Source organism: Streptomyces sp. NPDC001933, from assembly GCF_042890955.1.
Taxonomy (GTDB): Bacteria; Actinomycetota; Actinomycetes; order Streptomycetales; family Streptomycetaceae; genus Streptomyces.
The window spans coordinates 197,805-215,055 of record NZ_JBIASS010000012.1 but is presented as its reverse complement, the minus strand read 5'-3'; the positions used below and the strand labels follow the sequence as shown (position 1 = coordinate 215,055).

At 73.0% G+C, this 17,251-nt stretch carries 8 protein-coding genes; 5 read left to right on the top strand and 3 right to left on the bottom strand.

Translation table 11 applies throughout. The annotated features are described in order from the left end of the window. Positions 1 to 34: 34 nt before the first annotated feature. From ACFYY7_RS27725 to ACFYY7_RS27705, 5 genes are all read left to right on the top strand, one after another. Positions 35 to 655: a TetR family transcriptional regulator gene (locus tag ACFYY7_RS27725; RefSeq protein ID WP_388665480.1), complete on the top strand. Its 621-nt coding sequence runs from the start codon at positions 35 to 37 to the stop codon at positions 653 to 655. A 98-nt stretch (positions 656 to 753) separates the two neighbouring features. Beyond that, positions 754 to 3,006, top strand: a complete 2,253-nt coding sequence (locus ACFYY7_RS27720) for a molybdopterin-dependent oxidoreductase (RefSeq protein ID WP_388665478.1) — start codon at positions 754 to 756, stop codon at positions 3,004 to 3,006. A gap of 132 nt (positions 3,007 to 3,138) precedes the next feature. Beyond that, positions 3,139 to 4,608: a CitMHS family transporter gene (locus ACFYY7_RS27715; protein WP_388665476.1), complete on the top strand. Its 1,470-nt coding sequence runs from the start codon at positions 3,139 to 3,141 to the stop codon at positions 4,606 to 4,608. Beyond that, a complete protein-coding gene (locus ACFYY7_RS27710; RefSeq protein ID WP_388665626.1) occupies positions 4,605 to 5,888 on the top strand; it encodes an MFS transporter in 1,284 nt (427 codons plus the stop codon). The genes ACFYY7_RS27715 and ACFYY7_RS27710 overlap by 4 nt, the downstream gene beginning before the upstream one ends. A 77-nt stretch (positions 5,889 to 5,965) precedes the next feature. Continuing rightward, positions 5,966 to 7,852, top strand: coding sequence for an ABC transporter ATP-binding protein (locus ACFYY7_RS27705; RefSeq protein ID WP_388665474.1), 1,887 nt, complete (start codon positions 5,966 to 5,968; stop codon positions 7,850 to 7,852). 174 nt (positions 7,853 to 8,026) lie between these two features. On the opposite strand, the gene ACFYY7_RS27700 is transcribed toward ACFYY7_RS27705, so the two are convergent. The 3 genes from ACFYY7_RS27700 to ACFYY7_RS27690 form a co-directional block, all read right to left on the bottom strand. Further along, a complete protein-coding gene (locus tag ACFYY7_RS27700) occupies positions 8,027 to 11,401 on the bottom strand; it encodes an ATP-binding protein (protein ID WP_388665472.1) in 3,375 nt (1,124 codons plus the stop codon). Positions 11,402 to 11,486: 85 nt separating this feature from the next. Continuing rightward, a complete protein-coding gene (locus ACFYY7_RS27695) occupies positions 11,487 to 14,429 on the bottom strand; it encodes an FG-GAP repeat domain-containing protein (protein WP_388665470.1) in 2,943 nt (980 codons plus the stop codon). Then, on the bottom strand, positions 14,429 to 17,014 hold the full coding sequence (locus ACFYY7_RS27690) for a S8 family serine peptidase (RefSeq protein ID WP_388665468.1): 2,586 nt from the start codon (positions 17,012 to 17,014) through the stop codon (positions 14,429 to 14,431). The genes ACFYY7_RS27695 and ACFYY7_RS27690 overlap by 1 nt, the downstream gene beginning before the upstream one ends. Positions 17,015 to 17,251 lie beyond the last annotated feature (237 nt).

Here is a 17,251-nt window from a genome sequence, read left to right as displayed (position 1 = left end):
GGCGGTCACCGCCGCAGAGGAGACCCACGGCATCATGGAGCCCGTGCCCCATACGAACACGAACCTCCGCCGCGCCCCCGTGCAGCAGCGCAGCGCCGAGCGCCTCGCCCGGATACTCGACGCCTGCGCCGAACTCCTCGACGAGACCGGCTACGAGCAGTTGTCCACCAGGGCCGTGGCCAGCCGTGCCGGGGTCCCGATCGGCTCCGTGTACCGGTTCTTCTCCAACAAGCGAGCGCTGACCGACGCGCTGGCCCGGCGCAATCTGGACAGTTACGCCGAACGCGTCACCGCCCGTCTGGCCGTCATCCCGGCCGCGGACTGGCGCGGCGCCATCGATGCCGTGCTGGACGAGTACCTGGCGATGAAGCGCTCCGTGGCCGGATTCGCGCTCGTCGACTTCGGTGCGGCGGCCCCCGAGGAGGACCCCGCCAACGACGCCAACCAGCGGGTCGCGGGCCGGCTCGGCGAACTCCTCTCCGGGCATCTGGGCACCACCTCCGACGAGGATCTGTCGCGCACCGTCCTGGTCTGCGTCGAGGCCGCCGACGCCCTCCTCCAACTCGCCTTCCGCGCCGACCCGTCGGGCGACCAGGCCATCGTCGCCGAGACCCGCACCATGCTGCGGGCCTACCTGGCGCGCGTACTGGAATGACGAGCACGGCGGCCTCCCCGCCGTGCGTACCGGTCGGTATGCTCGCCGTGCTTGTCCACGTACGCGCGCCACCGCTGTCGCCGCCCCGGGGAGGGCCCATGTCGCACGACCCCAGCAGCTCCCGTACCGCCCTGCGCATCTGCCCCCTCTGCGAGGCCACCTGCGGGCTCAGCCTCACCATCGAGGGGACCAGGGTCACCGGCGCCCGCGGCGACCGGGAGGACGTGCTCAGCCACGGCTTCATCTGCCCCAAGGGCGCGTCCATCGGCGGGCTGGACGCCGACCCCGACCGGCTGCGCACCCCCCTCGTCCGCAGGGACGGCGTCCTGACGGAGGCGACCTGGGGCGAGGCGTTCGACGTGATCGCCCGCGCTCTGCCCGCCCTGACCGAGGAGCACGGGCCGCAGGCGGTCGGCGTCGTCCTCGGCAACCCGAACGTGCACACCGTGGCCGGCGCGCTCTACCCGGGTGCGCTGCTCTCCGCCCTGCGCACCCGGGCCCTGTTCACCGCGAGCACCCTCGACCAGATGCCCAAGCACGTCTCCAGCGGACTGCTCTTCGGGGATCCGAACGCCATCCCGGTGCCCGACCTCGACCGCACCGGCCATCTGCTGATCCTCGGCGCCAACCCGCTGGAATCCAACGGCAGCCTCTGCACCGCCCCCGACTTCCCCGGCCGGCTCAAGGCGCTGCGCCGGCGCGGCGGCACCCTCACCGTCGTCGACCCGCGCCGCACCCGTACCGCCCGCCTCGCCGACCGGCACGTCGCCATCCGCCCCGGCACCGACGCCCTTCTCCTCGCCGCCCTCGCCCACGTGCTGTTCGACGAGAAGCTCACCGACCCGGGCGCGCTCGCCGGCCATGTCGAAGGGCTCGACGAAGTGGCGGACGCCATGGTGGAGTTCACGCCCGAGGCGGTCGCCCCGGCCTGCGGCGTGGACGCCGCCACCATCCGTACGATCGCCCGCGAACTGGCCGCTGCCCCCTCCGCCGCGGTCTACGGACGCATCGGCAGCTGCACCGTCGAGCACGGCACCCTCGCCAGCTGGCTCGTCGACGTACTCAACATCATCACCGGCAACCTCGACCGCCCCGGCGGTGCGCTCTTCCCGCTCTCCGCCACCGCCCGCGCGCCCCGCCCCGCCGCCCCCGGCAAGGGCTTCGCCCTCGGGCGCTGGACGAGCAGGGTCTCCGGCCACCCCGAGGCCAGGGGCGAACTGCCCGTCGCCGCGCTCGCCGAGGAGATCGAGACGCCGGGGGAGGGCAGGATCCGCGCCCTGATCGTGCTCGCCGCCAACCCGGTGCTCTCCGCACCCGACGGCGACCGGCTCGACCGGGCCCTCGGCGGGCTCGACTTCATGGTCAGCGTCGATCCGTATCTCAACGAGACCTCGCTCCACGCGGACGTGGTGCTGCCCCCGCCGCCGCCCTCGCGCAGCGCCCACTTCGACTTCGCGTTCAACGCCCTCGCCGTGCGCAACCAGGTCCGCTACACCCGGCCCGCCGTGCCCCTGGAGGACGGCCTGCTCGACGAGAGCGAGATCCTGGCCCGGCTCGTCCTCGCCGTCTCCGGGACGCACGGGGCCGACCCGTCCGCGGTGGACGACCTGGTCATCGACCGGACGCTGACCAGGGCCGTGGCCGACCCGCACTCGCCCGTGCACGGCCGCAGCCCCGCCCCGCTCGCCGCCGCCCTCACCGGCCGCACCGGGCCCGAACGCCGCCTCGACCTGATGCTCCGCCTCGGACCGTACGGCGACGGCTTCGGCGCCGACCCGGACGGCCTCACCCTGGAACGCCTGCTCGATCATCCGCACGGCATCGACCTCGGACCGCTCCGGCCCAGGATCCCGGAGGTCCTGGCCACCCGCAGCGGGCGCATAGAACTTCTCCCCGGACCGATCGCCGCCGACCTGCCCAGGCTCCGCCACGCGCTGGCCGACCGGCAGGGACCGGACGCGCTCGTCCTCGTCGGCCGCCGCCATCTGCGCTCCAGCAACAGCTGGCTGCACAACATCGCCGAACTGAGCGGCGGCTCCAACGTCTGCACCCTGCAGGTGCACCCCGCCGATGCGGCCCGGCTGGGGCTGGTGGACGGCGGCCCGGCCACCGTCGCATCGGACGGCGGCGCGGTCACCGTCCCGGTCGAGATCACCGACGGCCTGCGGCCGGGAGTGGTGAGCCTCCCGCACGGTTGGGGCCACCACCGCCCCGGCGCCCGGCTCTCCGTCGCCGCCGCCCGCCCCGGTGTCAACGTCAACCAGCTGCTCGACGGCACCCGGCTCGACCCGCTCTCCGGCACCGCCGTGCTCAACGGGTTCCCGGTGACGGTCACCCCCGCCAAACCATGACCCCCATGTTGACCTGGGGTTTTGCTCGTATTGCTCGCATGTCAACATCTTGTTAACGCTTCGAGTCGCGCCCTAACGTCATCCGCACCGCCGAGTCCGGTGGGAGTTCAAGGGTGAGCGATAGGTATCCACATGCTGACAATCCTCGGCTTCGCCATGATTGCGACCTTCCTGGTCCTGATCATGCTGAAGAAGATGTCGCCGATCGCGGCGCTGGTCCTGATCCCCGCGCTGTTCTGCGTCGCGGTCGGGCAGGGCGCGAAGCTCGGTGACTACGTCATCGAAGGCGTCGGCAATCTGGCCCCGACCGCCGCGATGCTGATGTTCGCCATCGTCTACTTCGGCGTGATGATCGACGTCGGCCTCTTCGACCCGATCGTGCGGGGCATCCTGCGCTTCTGCAAGGCAGACCCGATGCGGATCGTCGTGGGTACGGCGGTGCTCGCCGCCATCGTCTCCCTCGACGGTGACGGCTCCACCACCTTCATGATCACCGTCTCGGCGATGTATCCGCTCTACAAGCGCCTCAAGATGAGCCTGGTCGTGATGACCGGTGTCGCCGCCACGGCGAACGGCGTGATGAACACCCTTCCCTGGGGCGGCCCCACCGCCCGCGCCGCCACCGCGCTCAAGCTCGACGCGGGCGACATCTTCGTCCCGATGATCCCGGCGCTCGGCGTCGGACTGGCCGCCGTCCTGCTGCTCGCCGTCGTGCTCGGCCGGCGCGAGCGCAAGCGGCTCGGCATGCTCACCCTCGACGAGGCGCTGGCCACCGGGACGGCCATGGAGCCGGAGACCGTGCTGGTCGGGGCGGGCAGCGGCAGCGACCGCACCCGCAAGAACTCCGGCGGAGCCGGAACGGGTACGGGTACGGGTACGGGCACGGGCGGCGACGCGGCGCAGGACGCGGGACCGGACGCGGACGGGGACATCGACACCGACACCGACGGGGACGAGGGCTTCAAGGGGCTGGACCCGAACCGGGCCACCCTGCGCCCGAAGCTCTACTGGTTCAACGCGGGCCTCACCATCGCCCTGCTCACCGCGATGATCATGGAACTGATGCCGATCCCGGTGCTCTTCCTGCTCGGCGCGGCCCTCGCCCTCACCGTCAACTTCCCCCACATGCCCGACCAGCGGGCCCGGATCGCCGCCCACGCCGACAACGTCCTCAACGTCTCCGGAATGGTCTTCGCCGCCGCCGTCTTCACCGGAGTCCTCTCCGGCACGGGCATGGTCGAGCACATGGCCGACTGGCTCGTCGGCGCGATCCCGGCCGGCATGGGACCGCACATGGCGATCGTCACCGGCATCCTCAGCATCCCGCTGACGTACTTCATGTCCAACGACGGTTTCTACTTCGGTGTCGTCCCGGTGCTCGCCGAGGCGGGCGCCGCCCACGGTGTCTCCCCGCTGGAGATCGCCCGCGCCTCCCTGGTCGGTCAGCCCCTGCACATGTCGTCCCCGCTCGTCCCGGCCGTCTATGTGCTCGTCGGCATGGCGAAGGTCGAGTTCGGCGACCACACCAGGTTCACCGTCAAGTGGGCGGCGCTCACCTCGCTGGTGATCCTCTGCGCCGGCCTCCTGTTCGGCATCATCTGACCGTGCGCACCTCCCAGGAACCCGGCAGGAGCTGGCTGCTGCGCCTCGTCATCGCCTTCGCCTTCGCGCAGGGGGCGGTGTCGATGGCGCGGCCCGCCGTCTCCTACCGGGCTCTTTCGCTCGGCGCCGACGAGCGCGCCATCGGTGTGATCACCGGGGTGTACGCGCTCCTCCCGCTCTTCGCCGCCGTCCCGCTCGGGCGCCGCACCGACCACGGACGGTGCGCGCCCCTGCTGCCCTTCGGCGTCGTACTGATCGCGGGCGGCTGCGCCCTGAGCGGCCGGGCGGACTCGCTGACCGCGATGGCGGCCTGGAGCGGGGTGATGGGCCTGGGCCACCTCTGCTTCGTCATCGGTGCCCAGTCGATCGTCGCCCGCCAGTCCGCCCCGGCCGAACAGGACCGCAACTTCGGGCACTTCACCATCGGCGCCTCCCTCGGCCAGCTCATCGGCCCGATCGCCGCCGGGTACCTGATCTCCGAGCGGGACGGCGCCATGGCTTGTACCAGCGCGCTCGCCCTGCTCGTCTCGGCGGCCGTCGCCGCCGTCTCCTTCGGCTCGCTCTGGCGCATCGAGCACCGGTCAGCGCCCGCGGCCCGCCGGGCGGAGCCGGCCGCGAAGGTACCCGTCGGCCGCATCCTGCGGGCCCGCGGGGTCCCGGCCGGGATCTTCATCAGCCTCGCCGTGCTCTCCGCGACCGACATCCTCACCGCGTATCTGCCCGTCGTCGGCGAACACCGGGGCATCGCCCCCGCCACCATCGGTCTGCTGCTCAGCCTGCGTGCCGCCGCCACCATCGCCTGCCGCCTGGTGATGACCCCGATGCTCACGGTCCTGGGCCGTACGGCGCTGCTCACCACGACCTGCCTGCTGGCCGGGGTCCTCTGCGCGGGCCTCGCCCTGCCCGTACCCGTGGCCGCGCTGGCCGTGATGCTCGCCGTGCTCGGCTTCTGCCTCGGGGTCGGGCAGCCGCTCTCGATGACCACCGTCGTCCAGGCCGCCCCGCCGGAGGTCCGGTCCACCGCGCTCGCCCTCCGGCTGACCGGAAACCGCCTGGGGCAGGTCGCGGCCCCCGCGTCCGCCGGTCTGATCGCCGGGATGGCGGGCACCGCGGCACCGTTCGTCATGCTCGGCGCCCTCCTGGTCGCGGCGGCGGGACTGGGCGTACGAGGCGGGCGTCGGGACCGGAAGGCCGGTGCCGCCCCTACGCGGGACGGGGAGCCCGGTGCCGCCCCGGCACCGCGGCCCCGGCGGCGCCCCACCGACCGGAACCGCGCCTGACCCCCGGCGGAGGCAGTGAGCTGCCGCCCGAACCCATTCGTTGACCTCAAGTCCACTGGAGGTCGTACGTTCCTCCCATGAGCATGGAAACCACGGCGTGGACACAGCTCCACAACGTCATGAACGCGCAAGCGGACCGACGCCCCTTCGACCGGAACACCCTGCGGCGCATCGCCGCGTTCGCCCGCCCGCACCGGCGCCGGGTCGCCCTCTTCCTGATCCTGAGCGTGGCGACGGCGCTGCTCGCGGTCGCCACCCCCGTCCTCGCCGGCCGCGTCGTCAACGCCATCGTGACCGGCAAGGAGTCGGGCACCGTCACCCGGCTGTCCCTCCTCATCGCCGTGATCGCCGTGGCGGAGGCCGCGCTCGGCCTGGTCAGCCGCTGGCTCTCGGCCAATCTCGGCGAGGGCCTGATCCTCGATCTTCGCACCGCCGTCTTCGACCATGTGCAGCGCATGCCGGTCGCGTTCTTCACCCGGACCCGCACCGGCGCGCTCGTCAGCCGACTCAACAACGACGTCATCGGCGCCCAGCGGGCCTTCAGCAACACCCTGTCCGGCGTCGTCAGCAATGTCGTGACCCTGCTGCTCACGCTCGGCGTGATGCTCTCCATCTCCTGGCAGATCACCGTGCTCGCACTGGTGCTGCTGCCGGTCTTCGTCCTGCCGGCCCGCCGGATGGGCTCCCGGATGGCGAGACTCCAGCGGGAGGCCGCGGCCCACAACGCCGCGATGGGCACCCGGATGACCGAGCGCTTCTCCGCCCCCGGCGCCACCCTGATCAAGCTCTTCGGCCGCCCCGCCGACGAGTCCGCCGAATTCGCCGTCAGGGCGGGCCGGGTGCGTGACATCGGTGTACGCACGGCCATGGCCCAGTCCGCGTTCATCACCGCCCTCACCCTCGTCTCCGCGCTGGCCCTCGCCCTGGTCTACGGGCTCGGCGGGTTCTACGCGCTGCGCGGGCAGCTGGACGCGGGCGCGGTCGTGGCCCTGGCCCTCCTGCTGACCCGGCTCTACGCACCGCTCACCGCACTCGCCGGGGCGCGCGTCGAGGTGATGAGCGCGCTCGTCAGCTTCGAGCGGGTCTTCGAGGTCCTCGACCTCAAACCGCTCATCGACCAGAAGCCCGACGCCCGCGCGGTCCCGGACGGCCCGGTGTCCGTCGAGTTCGACCAGGTGCGGTTCGGCTACCCCTCCGCCGACAAGGTCTCGCTCGCCTCGCTGGAGGACGTCGCGAGCCTCGACACCCGCGGCGGCGACGAAGTGCTGCGCGGCATCTCCTTCCGCGCCGAACCCGGCCAGACCGTCGCACTCGTCGGCTCCTCCGGCGCCGGCAAGTCGACCATCGCCCAACTGCTGCCCCGCCTGTACGACACCGACGAGGGTTCGGTACGCATCGGCGGCGTCGACGTACGCGACCTGACCTCCGACACCCTGCGCGACACCCTCGGCATGGTCACCCAGGACGGCCACCTCTTCCACGAATCGGTCCGCGCCAACCTGCTGCTCGCCCGCCCCGGAGCCACCGAGGAGGACCTCTGGGACGCGCTGCGCCGCTCACGCCTGGACGGACTCGTCGCCTCGCTGCCCGACGGGCTCGACACCGTCGTCGGCGAACGCGGCTACCGGCTCTCCGGCGGCGAACGCCAGCGCCTCACCATCGCCCGGCTGCTGCTGGCCCGCCAGCGCGTCGTCATCCTCGACGAAGCCACCGCCCACCTCGACAACACCTCCGAGGCGGCCGTCCAGGAAGCACTCACCGAGGCACTCGCCGACCGCACCGCGGTCGTGATCGCCCACCGGCTCTCCACCGTACGGGCGGCCGACCTCATCCTGGTCGTGGAGAACGGGCGGATCGTGGAGCGGGGCACGCACGACGAACTCCTCGCGGCCGGCGGCCGGTACGAGGAGCTGTACCGCACCCAGTTCGAGAACCCCGGTGCGGAGCCCGCGGAAATCGGCTGACGACGGCCGCCCGGGGACCGGCGGCCGGCGGGGGACACGGAACGCAGGGGGACGCCCGGACCGTCGGCCGCCCCGCCCGCCAGGTGCCCGGACCGTCAGCCGCCCGGACCGACGGCAGCCCAAAGGGCCCGGCACGGGCGGCGGGCCCCCGGTGGGGCCCGCCCGGACGCCGGATCAGCCGGGAAACCCGGTTCCGGTGGCGCCCCAGTCCGCCCCGGCGGCCCCGGCCGCCGCGAACGCCCCTGCCGGATACGGGAGTTCCGCTGCCAGGGACGTGGCCCGGCCGAACTCCTCGTGCGCCGCCCGCTCCCGGCCCAGCGTCGCGAGCGCGGCCGCGCGCACCGTGTACGCCTCGGTCAACGACAGCCGCTCGCCTGCCTGTTCGGCACGCACCGTCTCCTGCGACGCCAGCCGGACCGCGTGCTCCGCGCGCCCCGACAGCAGGTGTGCCCAGGCCAGCAGCGGGGCCGTGCCGGGCCCGCTGTCGCCGGCCAGCGCCACCAGCGCCTCCCGCGGCCGGTCCTCGCGCAGCAGGAGCTCCGCCCGTGCCGTGCGCACCTCGTGCACGGCCTGCTCGTCGCCCTGGGCCCCGGCCACCTCCCCGGCGCGCACCAGCAGCTCCGCAGCCCCCGGCCCGCCGGTCCTGATCAGGACCCGGGCCAGCGCGGCCAGGGCGTACGGGGTGCACCACTCGGCGCGCTCGCCCGTCTCCCGTACCGCTGTCCGGGCCTGCTCCTCGGCCTCCGCGAACTCCATTAGCAGCAGGTGAAGTTCGGCAAGGTTGGCGCGCTCGAACGCGACCGCCGTCGGATCGCCGGTGTGTTCGGCAAGCCGCAGCGCCCGCCGTCCCGTCGAGACTGCCTCGGCGAGTCGCCCGGACCGGCGGGCATGCTCCCGCTGGACGGAGAGAACCGTGACGAGCAACTCCTGATCTCCGTACGCCTCCGCGTGCGGAAGTGCCAGATCGGCCGCCGGGCGGGCCTCGCTCAGCCGGCCCGCCAGCCCGAGCGAGGTGGCCTGCATGCCCAGGGCGCGGGCCAGCAGTCCGCGCCGCCCGCTCCCCGGCACGGCATCGGCGGCCTGCTGTGCGGTCCGGGCGTGGGTGTGCGCCGCCTCGTACTGCCCGGTCACGAACTTCAGGACCGCCCCCGCCAGATGGTGGGTCGCGACCGTGAGCGCCGGGGTGTCCGGCCCCGGCGGGTACCGGTGGAGCAGCGCCTCGCCCTCGTCCGTCGCGCGGTGCTTCGCCAGCACCTCGGTCAGCCGTGCGGCGGCCAGCACCTGGCCGTCCGGGTCGCCCCGCCGCACCATGTCGTCCAGGGCCTCGCGCAGCACCGCCGCCGCCTCGTCGTAGCGGGCCATCCGGCGCAGCACCGCGCCCCGGTCGATCCGGACCCGGGCCGCGTCGGCGGCCAACGCGTCCAGCCTGGTGGTCAGTTCGGCGTAGTAGCGGTCCGCCGTGTCATTGGCGCACAGCGCGGCGGCGCGTTCGGCGGCCTGCCGCAGATACTGCGTGGCGCGCGGGTCGTCGGCCCGGGACAGATGCGAGGCCAGCGTGTCGACCGCTTCCGGCCTGCGCCGCAGGACCGCCTCCGCGTACGCCGAGTGCAGTCGGCGGCGACGGGCGGCGGACAGGCCGTCGTAACAGGTCAGCCGCACCAGTGGATGGCGGAAGGCGAGACCGGGCAGCGGCCGGCCGCCGACCACCACCGGCCGTTCTGCCACCACCGACGCCGCGACCGCCGCGTCCACGGCCTCCGTCGCCTCCGCGGCCGACAGCGGCGGATGCAGCCCGCGCTCGGCGACGTCCAGCACCTCGGACAGCGCGGCGCCCCCGCCCGCCACCGAGACCGCCTCCACGACCCGCCGTGCCGCCGGGCCGAGCCGGGCCAGCCGCGCGGCCACCAGTTGCCGCACCCCCTCCGGGGCGCTGAGCCCCGCCGGATCGGAGCCCTCGCCGACGGAACGGGCGAGCTCCACGGTGAAGAGCGGATGGCCGAGCGACAGCTCCCAGACCCGGTCGAGCCCGGTCCGGGCGCCCGCGTCCTGTGCCACCGCCAGGCACTCCGCCCGGCTGAGCCGCCCCAACTCAACGGCGCGGGCAAGTCCTTGACGTATCAGGGACTCCAGCGCGGCGCGCCGTGCGTCCGTCGCGTCGAGCTCCTCCGCGCGGTACGTCACGACGAAGCGCCAGTCCGTCCCGGTGGTCACCGCCCGGCGGGCCAGATGGCTCAGCAGCTGGTACGAACCGGTGTCGGCGGCGTGCAGATCGTCCAGGACCAGCAGCACAGGTGCGGTCGCCGAGAGATCGCCGAGCAGCCCCGCCGCCGCCCGGAACAGCCGGTCGCGCTCCTCCTCCGGACTGCGTTCCGTGCCTGCCCCGATCTGCCCCAACGAGGGGAGAAGGGTGGCGAGTTCAGGATGCTCGCTGCCGATCCGGGCCCGCTCGGACGGTGGCCGGTCGGCCAGCCACGCATCCAGGGCCTCGACGAAGACGCCGTACGGGGTGTGCCCCTCGGCGTCGTGGCCCGCGCCCCACAGGACCGCCGCGCCCTCGCCCGCCGCCCGCCGTGCCGCCTCGGTCACGAGCCGGGTCTTGCCGAGCCCCGCCTCGCCGCCGACGAGTTGCACGGGTGGTGCGTCGGGTGCCAGCAGCAGGCCGAGCGCCCCCTCGCGCCCGCGCAGCGGTGCGGGGGCCGGGCCGCGCAGCACGGCCGGCGGCGCGAAGCCGCCGGCGGGCCGCTCCACCGGGGCCATGGAGCTGCCGCTGTCGAGGGCGAGCAGATGGAGCCGCTCGGTCTCCGGGCCGGGCCGCAGGCCGAGTTCGGCGTCCAGGGACTCCCGGCAGGCGTGGAACTGGCGCACGGCCTGGCGCCGGAGTCCCTGCCTCAAGTAGGCGCTGATCAGGACCTGGTGGGCGCGTTCGTCGGCGGGGTTCTCGTCGAGGGCGCGCCGGGCGGCGGTCGCGGCCTCCTCGGGTGCGCCCTCTTCGAGAAGGGCCTCGGCGAGCGCGATCCGCAGCCGCTCGGACGTCACGGCCAGTTGTGTGCGCCGGGCCTCGGCCCAGGGCGCGTACCGGTCCTCGGGCAGCAGTTCGCCCGTGAACGCGTCGAGCGCGGCGGCGAGTCGCGGGGACGACCCCGAAGCGAGCGCCGGCTCCGCGAGGCGCTCCGCATGGTCGGCGTCGATCCAGACGGTGTCCGGATCGAGGCGCAGGAGCGCGCTGTCGGAGGTGAGGTAGGACGAGGCGGCGCGCGGCGCGAGCTCCGGTTCCAGGGCGCGGCGCGCGGCGTGCAGGGCGACGCGCAGGCTGCCGAGCGCCGCGGACGGGTCGGCGTCGGGCCAGCAGATCTCCATGGCCTGTTCGCGGTGCAGGCTGTGTCCGGGGGAGACCGCGAGGAGCTTGACGAGGGCGCGGGCGCTGGGCCGTGGCCATCGCTCGGCGAGTGCGGGCCCGCCGTCGCGAGTCACCCGGAACCCGCCGAAAAGGTGCAGGCGCAGCAGCGGAGGAGCGGATTCCGTACCGTGGTTCGCGTCGTCCGCACCCATAGGGGCGCACTTTAACTCCCCTTCTCCGGACACACGGCGGGCCCCCCGAACGGATGTCCGGGGGGCCCGCGGGTGACGGCGAGCGTCAGGAGAGGGTGTTCACGGTCATCTGGGAGATGGCGGTGAACTGGTTCAGGTACCGGCCGCCGAGCAGCTCGGTCGTCCGGTCGAAGCCCGTCTCGTCGAAGCCGAGGTTCACGACCTCGTCGACGCCGTCACCGTCCAGGTCGCCGGCGAAGTACTCCCGGGCGCCCATCAGCGTGACCCGGCCCAGGGTGCCCGGGTAGTTGTGGCCCGCGGTGAGCACGGCCGGGTCGTAGAGGTCCAGGCCCGCATCCGTGCCCGCGACGAGGAGCCGCTTTCCGCCGGGTGCGGTCAGGAAGCCGCCGGTCTCCGCGGGGGCCAGGGTGAACATCGAGTAGTCCTGGCCGCCGGCCGCGTAGGTGCGGAAGGAGGCGGTCCCCGCGAGGATCAGCCCCTCCGGCCCGGTGAAGTAGTTCCCGAGCGTCCAGGCGCCGCCGGCCAGGCCCTGGTGGAGCACCTCCCCCGTGCGGCCGTCGCGGATCTCGACGACGTTCTGCACGCCGGCCGCGTCCGGGGCGCCCGACGCGGTCGTGGAGGTCGCCGTCATCCAGGTGTAGACGACCGCGTGCCCGTCGGCGTACGGGATCTCCGGCGAGGTGAAGACACCCCGGCTCAGGACGGCGCCGTACAGCTTGCCGTCGACGGCCTCGGCCGGGGCCTTCGGGGACGCGGTCCAGAGCACGGTGCCCTTCGCCGCGTCGAGCGCGACGCCGTCGACGGCGGGCGAATCCTTGTCGAGGGAGCCGTTGCTGGTGTACTGCGCGTAAACCCGGCCCTCGCCCACCGCGGGGTCGCCGAACACGACGTCGCCCGCGCTGTCCGGCGCCGCGTACGTCCACAGCGCCGACCCGTCGCCGCGGTAGGCCCGCAACTCGTCCGTGGGCACCAGGATGTCGGCGCTCCCGTCGCCGTTCAGGTCGGCCACCGTCACCGAGCGGACGAACTGCCCGTTGCCGTCGATGCGTTCGAGGACCTTGCCGGTGCGCCCGTCGAGGACCGCGACCGCCGTGTCGGCGGCGACCGCGAAGTCGTCGACGCCGTCACCGTTGACGTCGCCCTTCTCGATCCGGTGGACCTGGCCCGGAACCGTGGCCTTCCACAGGAGCTTCGGCTTGCCCGCGGTCAGCGACGGACCCGAGTAGGCCCACACGCCGTCGGACCTGCCGCCGACGACGAGGTCGTTCTTCCTGTCGCCGTCGAGGTCGGCCGAGGCCGAGGACGACAGGTCGCCCTGGAGGGGCAGCACGCCCTGCTGCTTGCCGTTGCCGAGCCCGTAGGTGCGCAGGTTCTGGTTCTGGTCGACCGTCCGGACGTGCTGACCGCTGCCGTCGCGGTAGACCTGGGCGAACATCGGCGAAGCGCCGGTGCCCTTGTGCTGCCAGCGCACGGTGCCGCGGCCGGAGAACACGGTGAGCGAGGCGTACTGCCCGCCCCCGGGGTTCTCGGCGGTGTTCATGCCGGTGTCGTCCTGGGCGGCCGTCACGAGGCTGCCGTCGACGACGTCGAGGCTCCACACGCTCGGACCGTCGTGGCTGTTGTCGGCGGCCCGCTTGACGGTGGAGGACCACAGCAGGGTGGCCGGGTCCGCGCCGTCCACGACCCGGACGGTGTTGGCGTTGAGGAACAGGTACGGGTCGAGCGTGGACTCGCTGACCACGTACTCGGGCTTCCGGTCGCCCCGCAGGTCACCGATCGTCATGTCGGTGGGCAGCGCGTTGATCCGGGTGTCGAGCGTGGTCCGCCTGCCGTCGGCCAGGGAGTACGAGGCGATCTCGTACTGCACGCCGTCGTTCGGGTCGGACTGCTCCAGGGCCACGAGCCGTCCGCGCGCCGTGTCCAGGTGCAGCTGGCGGGAGTAGAGGGCGCTGTCCGTCTGCCACTTGACCTTGCCGTCGGCGGTGTCGAGCACGAGGGTGCGCCCGGTCCCGGCCGACGTGGCGGTCCTGCGCCGGCTGTACGAAGCAGCGACGAGCCCGCCGCCCAGGTCCTCCAGGGCGCCCCACGCGGTACTGGTGCGCACCCCCGTGTCGTACGTCCACGTGTCGGTGGGTTCGAGCGCCCCGTCGGCGTACGAGAAGCGGATGCCGGAGACGGTGGCGGTCGCGGCGGCCGGGGAGTTGAGGTTGTAGTAGGGCGCGTCCGTGACGACGAGCGTCCTGCCGACGAGCTTCACGTTGTAGGCGTACGCGTACAGCTTCGACCACAGCGTCCTGCCGGTCCTCCCGTCGAGGACCGTGACGAAGGTGCCGTTGGCGAGGGTCGAGCCGGGCGAGGTGAAGGGGCGGTACGGACTCACACCGACGCTCGCCGAGAACACCACGTCGTCCACGCCGTCGCCGGTCAGGTCGCCGGTCACGTACCCCTGGTCGGAGGCGGGTGTGAACGGGCTCACCGCGTTGTAGCCCATGACGATGCGCGCCGGGTACGGCTCCGCCTGCCACGGGCGGCTGGGCTTGACACCCCAGTCCGCGTACAGCGAGGCGTTGTCGCGTCGCCACAGGGCGGTGCCGTCGGCCTTGCTGCGCTGGACGCTGCCGAGGCTGTGCAGGGTGAAGTAGTCGCCGCCCCTGCCCCCGGCGGGAACGGTGGCGGCCAGGCCGCGTACGCCTTCCAGCGCGGACTTGGGGGAGAGGGTGACGGCACCGTCGGTGCTGGTGCTGGTGCCTTCATCGAGGTGCGAGCCGGAGCCGTCGGCCGTCCCGGAGGTGCCGGAGTCCTTGCCGGAGCCCTGGTTCGCGCCCTGCGGGTCGACCGTCTCGCGGTCGGCGGCCGCGTAGGCGTCCAGCCGGGCGTGGTCCGCCAGCTGTTCGGCCTGGCTGTCGGTGAGGGTGAGCAGGCCGTTGCCGTCGTCGGCGGCCAGCGCGGTCGGTGCGGCGCTCAGCGCCAGACCGGCCGCGACCAGCGCGGAGGCGAGCCGCAGCGCACGCCGGGAGTCGGTTCTCATCACTTGGTTCCCTGTGAGATGCGGATGGCGGACCGGTCCGCGAGGACCGGCTCGTCGAAGGAGTACTGGAGGGCGTCGGTGCCGGCCTGGTTCTCGATCCCGACGGTGGCGCTCGCGCCGTTGCCCGGCACGGAGAGGTACTGGAGGGTGACCGCGCCGGTGACCTCGTCGAAGACGGCCTCGAAGGAGACGCGGCCCGGACTTCCGTCCGCGAAGGCGGCGTTGTTCCAGACGACCGCGAACGTACGGCTGCCGGCCCTGCCCGTGAGCGCGGTCTGCACACTGGACTTCCTGTCCAGGGTCAGGTCGTCCCAGAAGGCGGCGACGGTGCCGTTGGGCTTGTCCGCCGAGGGGAGCGCGACGTTCTCGTAGTCGCCGAGCCGCGGCTCCAGGAAGTTGATCAGGCCGTTCGTGGTGACGCTCGCGCTGGAGTAGGAGACGCCGTACAGCTTCACCGGGAAGGGCAGCGCAATCGTCTTCGCGTCCTCGTCACCGCTGAGCGCGACCTTGCCGCTGCCGCTGATCCAGGAGTACGCCGCCGGGGCGCAGCTGTTGCCGGCGCCGTCGGAGCGGGCGGGCACCCGGGCGGTGAGCGTCTCGTCGCCGTCCACGGCCAGCTCGCCGTGGTACGTGCCGTTGCACAGGACGGGCGCGGCGGGAGCGGCGGTCAGCGTGTACGCGCCCTCGGCGACCTTCGGCAGCGTGAACCGGCCGGCGGCGTCGGTGGTGACGGCGGCGACCGGAGTGCCCGCGACCTGGACGGTGGCCTTGGCCAGGGGCTTTCCGGTGACGTCGAGAACGGTGCCGGACACGGCGTGCGAGCCGACCGGGGCAAGGGTGAAGTCCTTGGTGGCCTGCTCACCGGTGGTGACGGTGATGCCGGCCCCGGAGCCGTCCGCGTAGCCGTAGCCGCTGAGGGCGAAGTCGTAGGAGCCCGCCGGGAGCGTGAGCCGGTAGGAACCGTCCGCCGAGGTCGTCACGGTGCGGGTCGAGACGGAGCCCGAGGCCTTCACGGTGACGCCGGAGAGCGCGGAGCCGGTCGCCCTGTCGGTGACCTTGCCGGTGACGACGGCCGCGGTGTGCGGGGCCCTGTCGACGGAGGCGAAGATGTCGAGCCTGCCCTCGCCCCAGACGTTGTTCGCGTCGACGGTGCCGCCGCAGTGCGTGTCGTCGACGTCGACGGCACCCTCGTCGAGCAGTGCGCGCGTCTCGTCGATGTCGCCGATGAGGGAGGGGGCGGACGACCACAGCAGGGCGACGGCGCCTGCGACGTGCGGTGTCGCCATCGACGTACCGGAGATGGACTTGTACGTGCTGCCCGGCCAGGTGGAGCGGATGTCCACGCCCGGTGCCGAGATGTTCGGCTTCATCGAGCCGTCGAGCCGGGACGGGCCGAAGCCGGAGAACGAGGCGATCTCACGGTCGGCGCCGTACGCGCCGACGCCGTACGCGGGTGCCTGCGAGCCGGGCGCGTGCCCGGTCGAACAGGTCGTGCCGTCACCGTCGTTGCCGGAGGCGAACGCCTCGAAGATGCCGGCCGCGTTCCACGCCTCGACGATGTCCTGGTAGAACGTCGTGTCGCCGCCGCCCCAGGAGTTGTTGACGATGTCGGGCGCGAGATCCGGGCGCGGGTTCTGCCCGTTGTGGTCGGTCGGGGCGAGGATCCACTGGCCCGCCGCGAGCAGCGACGCATCCGAACACGACTTGGACTCGCAGCCCTTGGCCGCGATCCACTTGGCGCCGGGCGCCACACCGACGCCGCCCGCACCGGCCATGGTGCCCATGGTGTGCGTGCCGTGGCCGTTGTTGTCGCAGGGGGCCGAGGCCGGGCACTGGCCCGTCGGGTCGAACCAGTTGTAGTCGTGCGTGAAGGAGCCGTCGCCGTTGTTGCCCCGGTAGTTGCCCTTCAGCGCAGGGTGGTCGTACTGCACACCCGAGTCGACGTTGGCGATGACGATGCCCTCGCCGCGGTCGTCGTACTGGTCCCAGACCTGGTCCGCCCCGATGTCCTCGACGCCCCATTCAGGGGTGACCGGATCGGCGTCGGCCGCGGCGTCCGACGCCGCGCTCTCGGTGGCGTCGAGCTCGTAGTGGTGCTCCTTGACGATGCTTGCCACGTCGGAACGGTGCGACAGGGCCTCGACGAGGTGCTGGTCGCCGGTCACCTTGACCGCGTTGGCGATCCAGAAGGACTCGTAGCCGACCTTCTCCTTGTCCAGGAAGGCCGTGAGCGGCCGCTGGCTGTTCCTCGCCTCGGCGCGCAGCGCCGTGAACGCCGCCTTCGCCTTGGCCGCATGGCCACGCCCGCCCTTGGCCGGGGACAGGTCCGCCTGCTTCTTCAGGACGACGAAGAAGGTCGACTCCCCGCCCTTCCCGACAGTGTCGAGAACGGCGGAGTCGACCTCGGCGGTGCTCTGCGCGGCGGTGCTCCGCACCGTCGCGTCGGACTGCGCGAAGGCGGGGGCCGGGCCGGTCAGCACGGCCGCCGCAGCGATCGCGGCCGCCCACGAATGGGGTCTCCCCTGTTCGAGCAAAGTCGAGAACTTGGGGAAAGATCTGCGCCGTGGGGATCGGGGCAGGTGCACGGGAATGCTCCTCCTGGAGGGGTACGGGGGATCCCGTCCCGGTGGTCCCGGAACCGCGGGGGAAGTCACGGAGCGGGGCGGGCTGGTCCCGGACGCTAGGAGGAGGGCGTTACTGGCGTATTACTGGCCCGGCCGGACGGACATCCGGCGCACGGCGTGACACCGTGACGGGAGCCATGGCGAGCGGCCCTGGTGATAGGGCCCCTGGCGCCCAAAAACTAACAGCGCTAGTTTGGG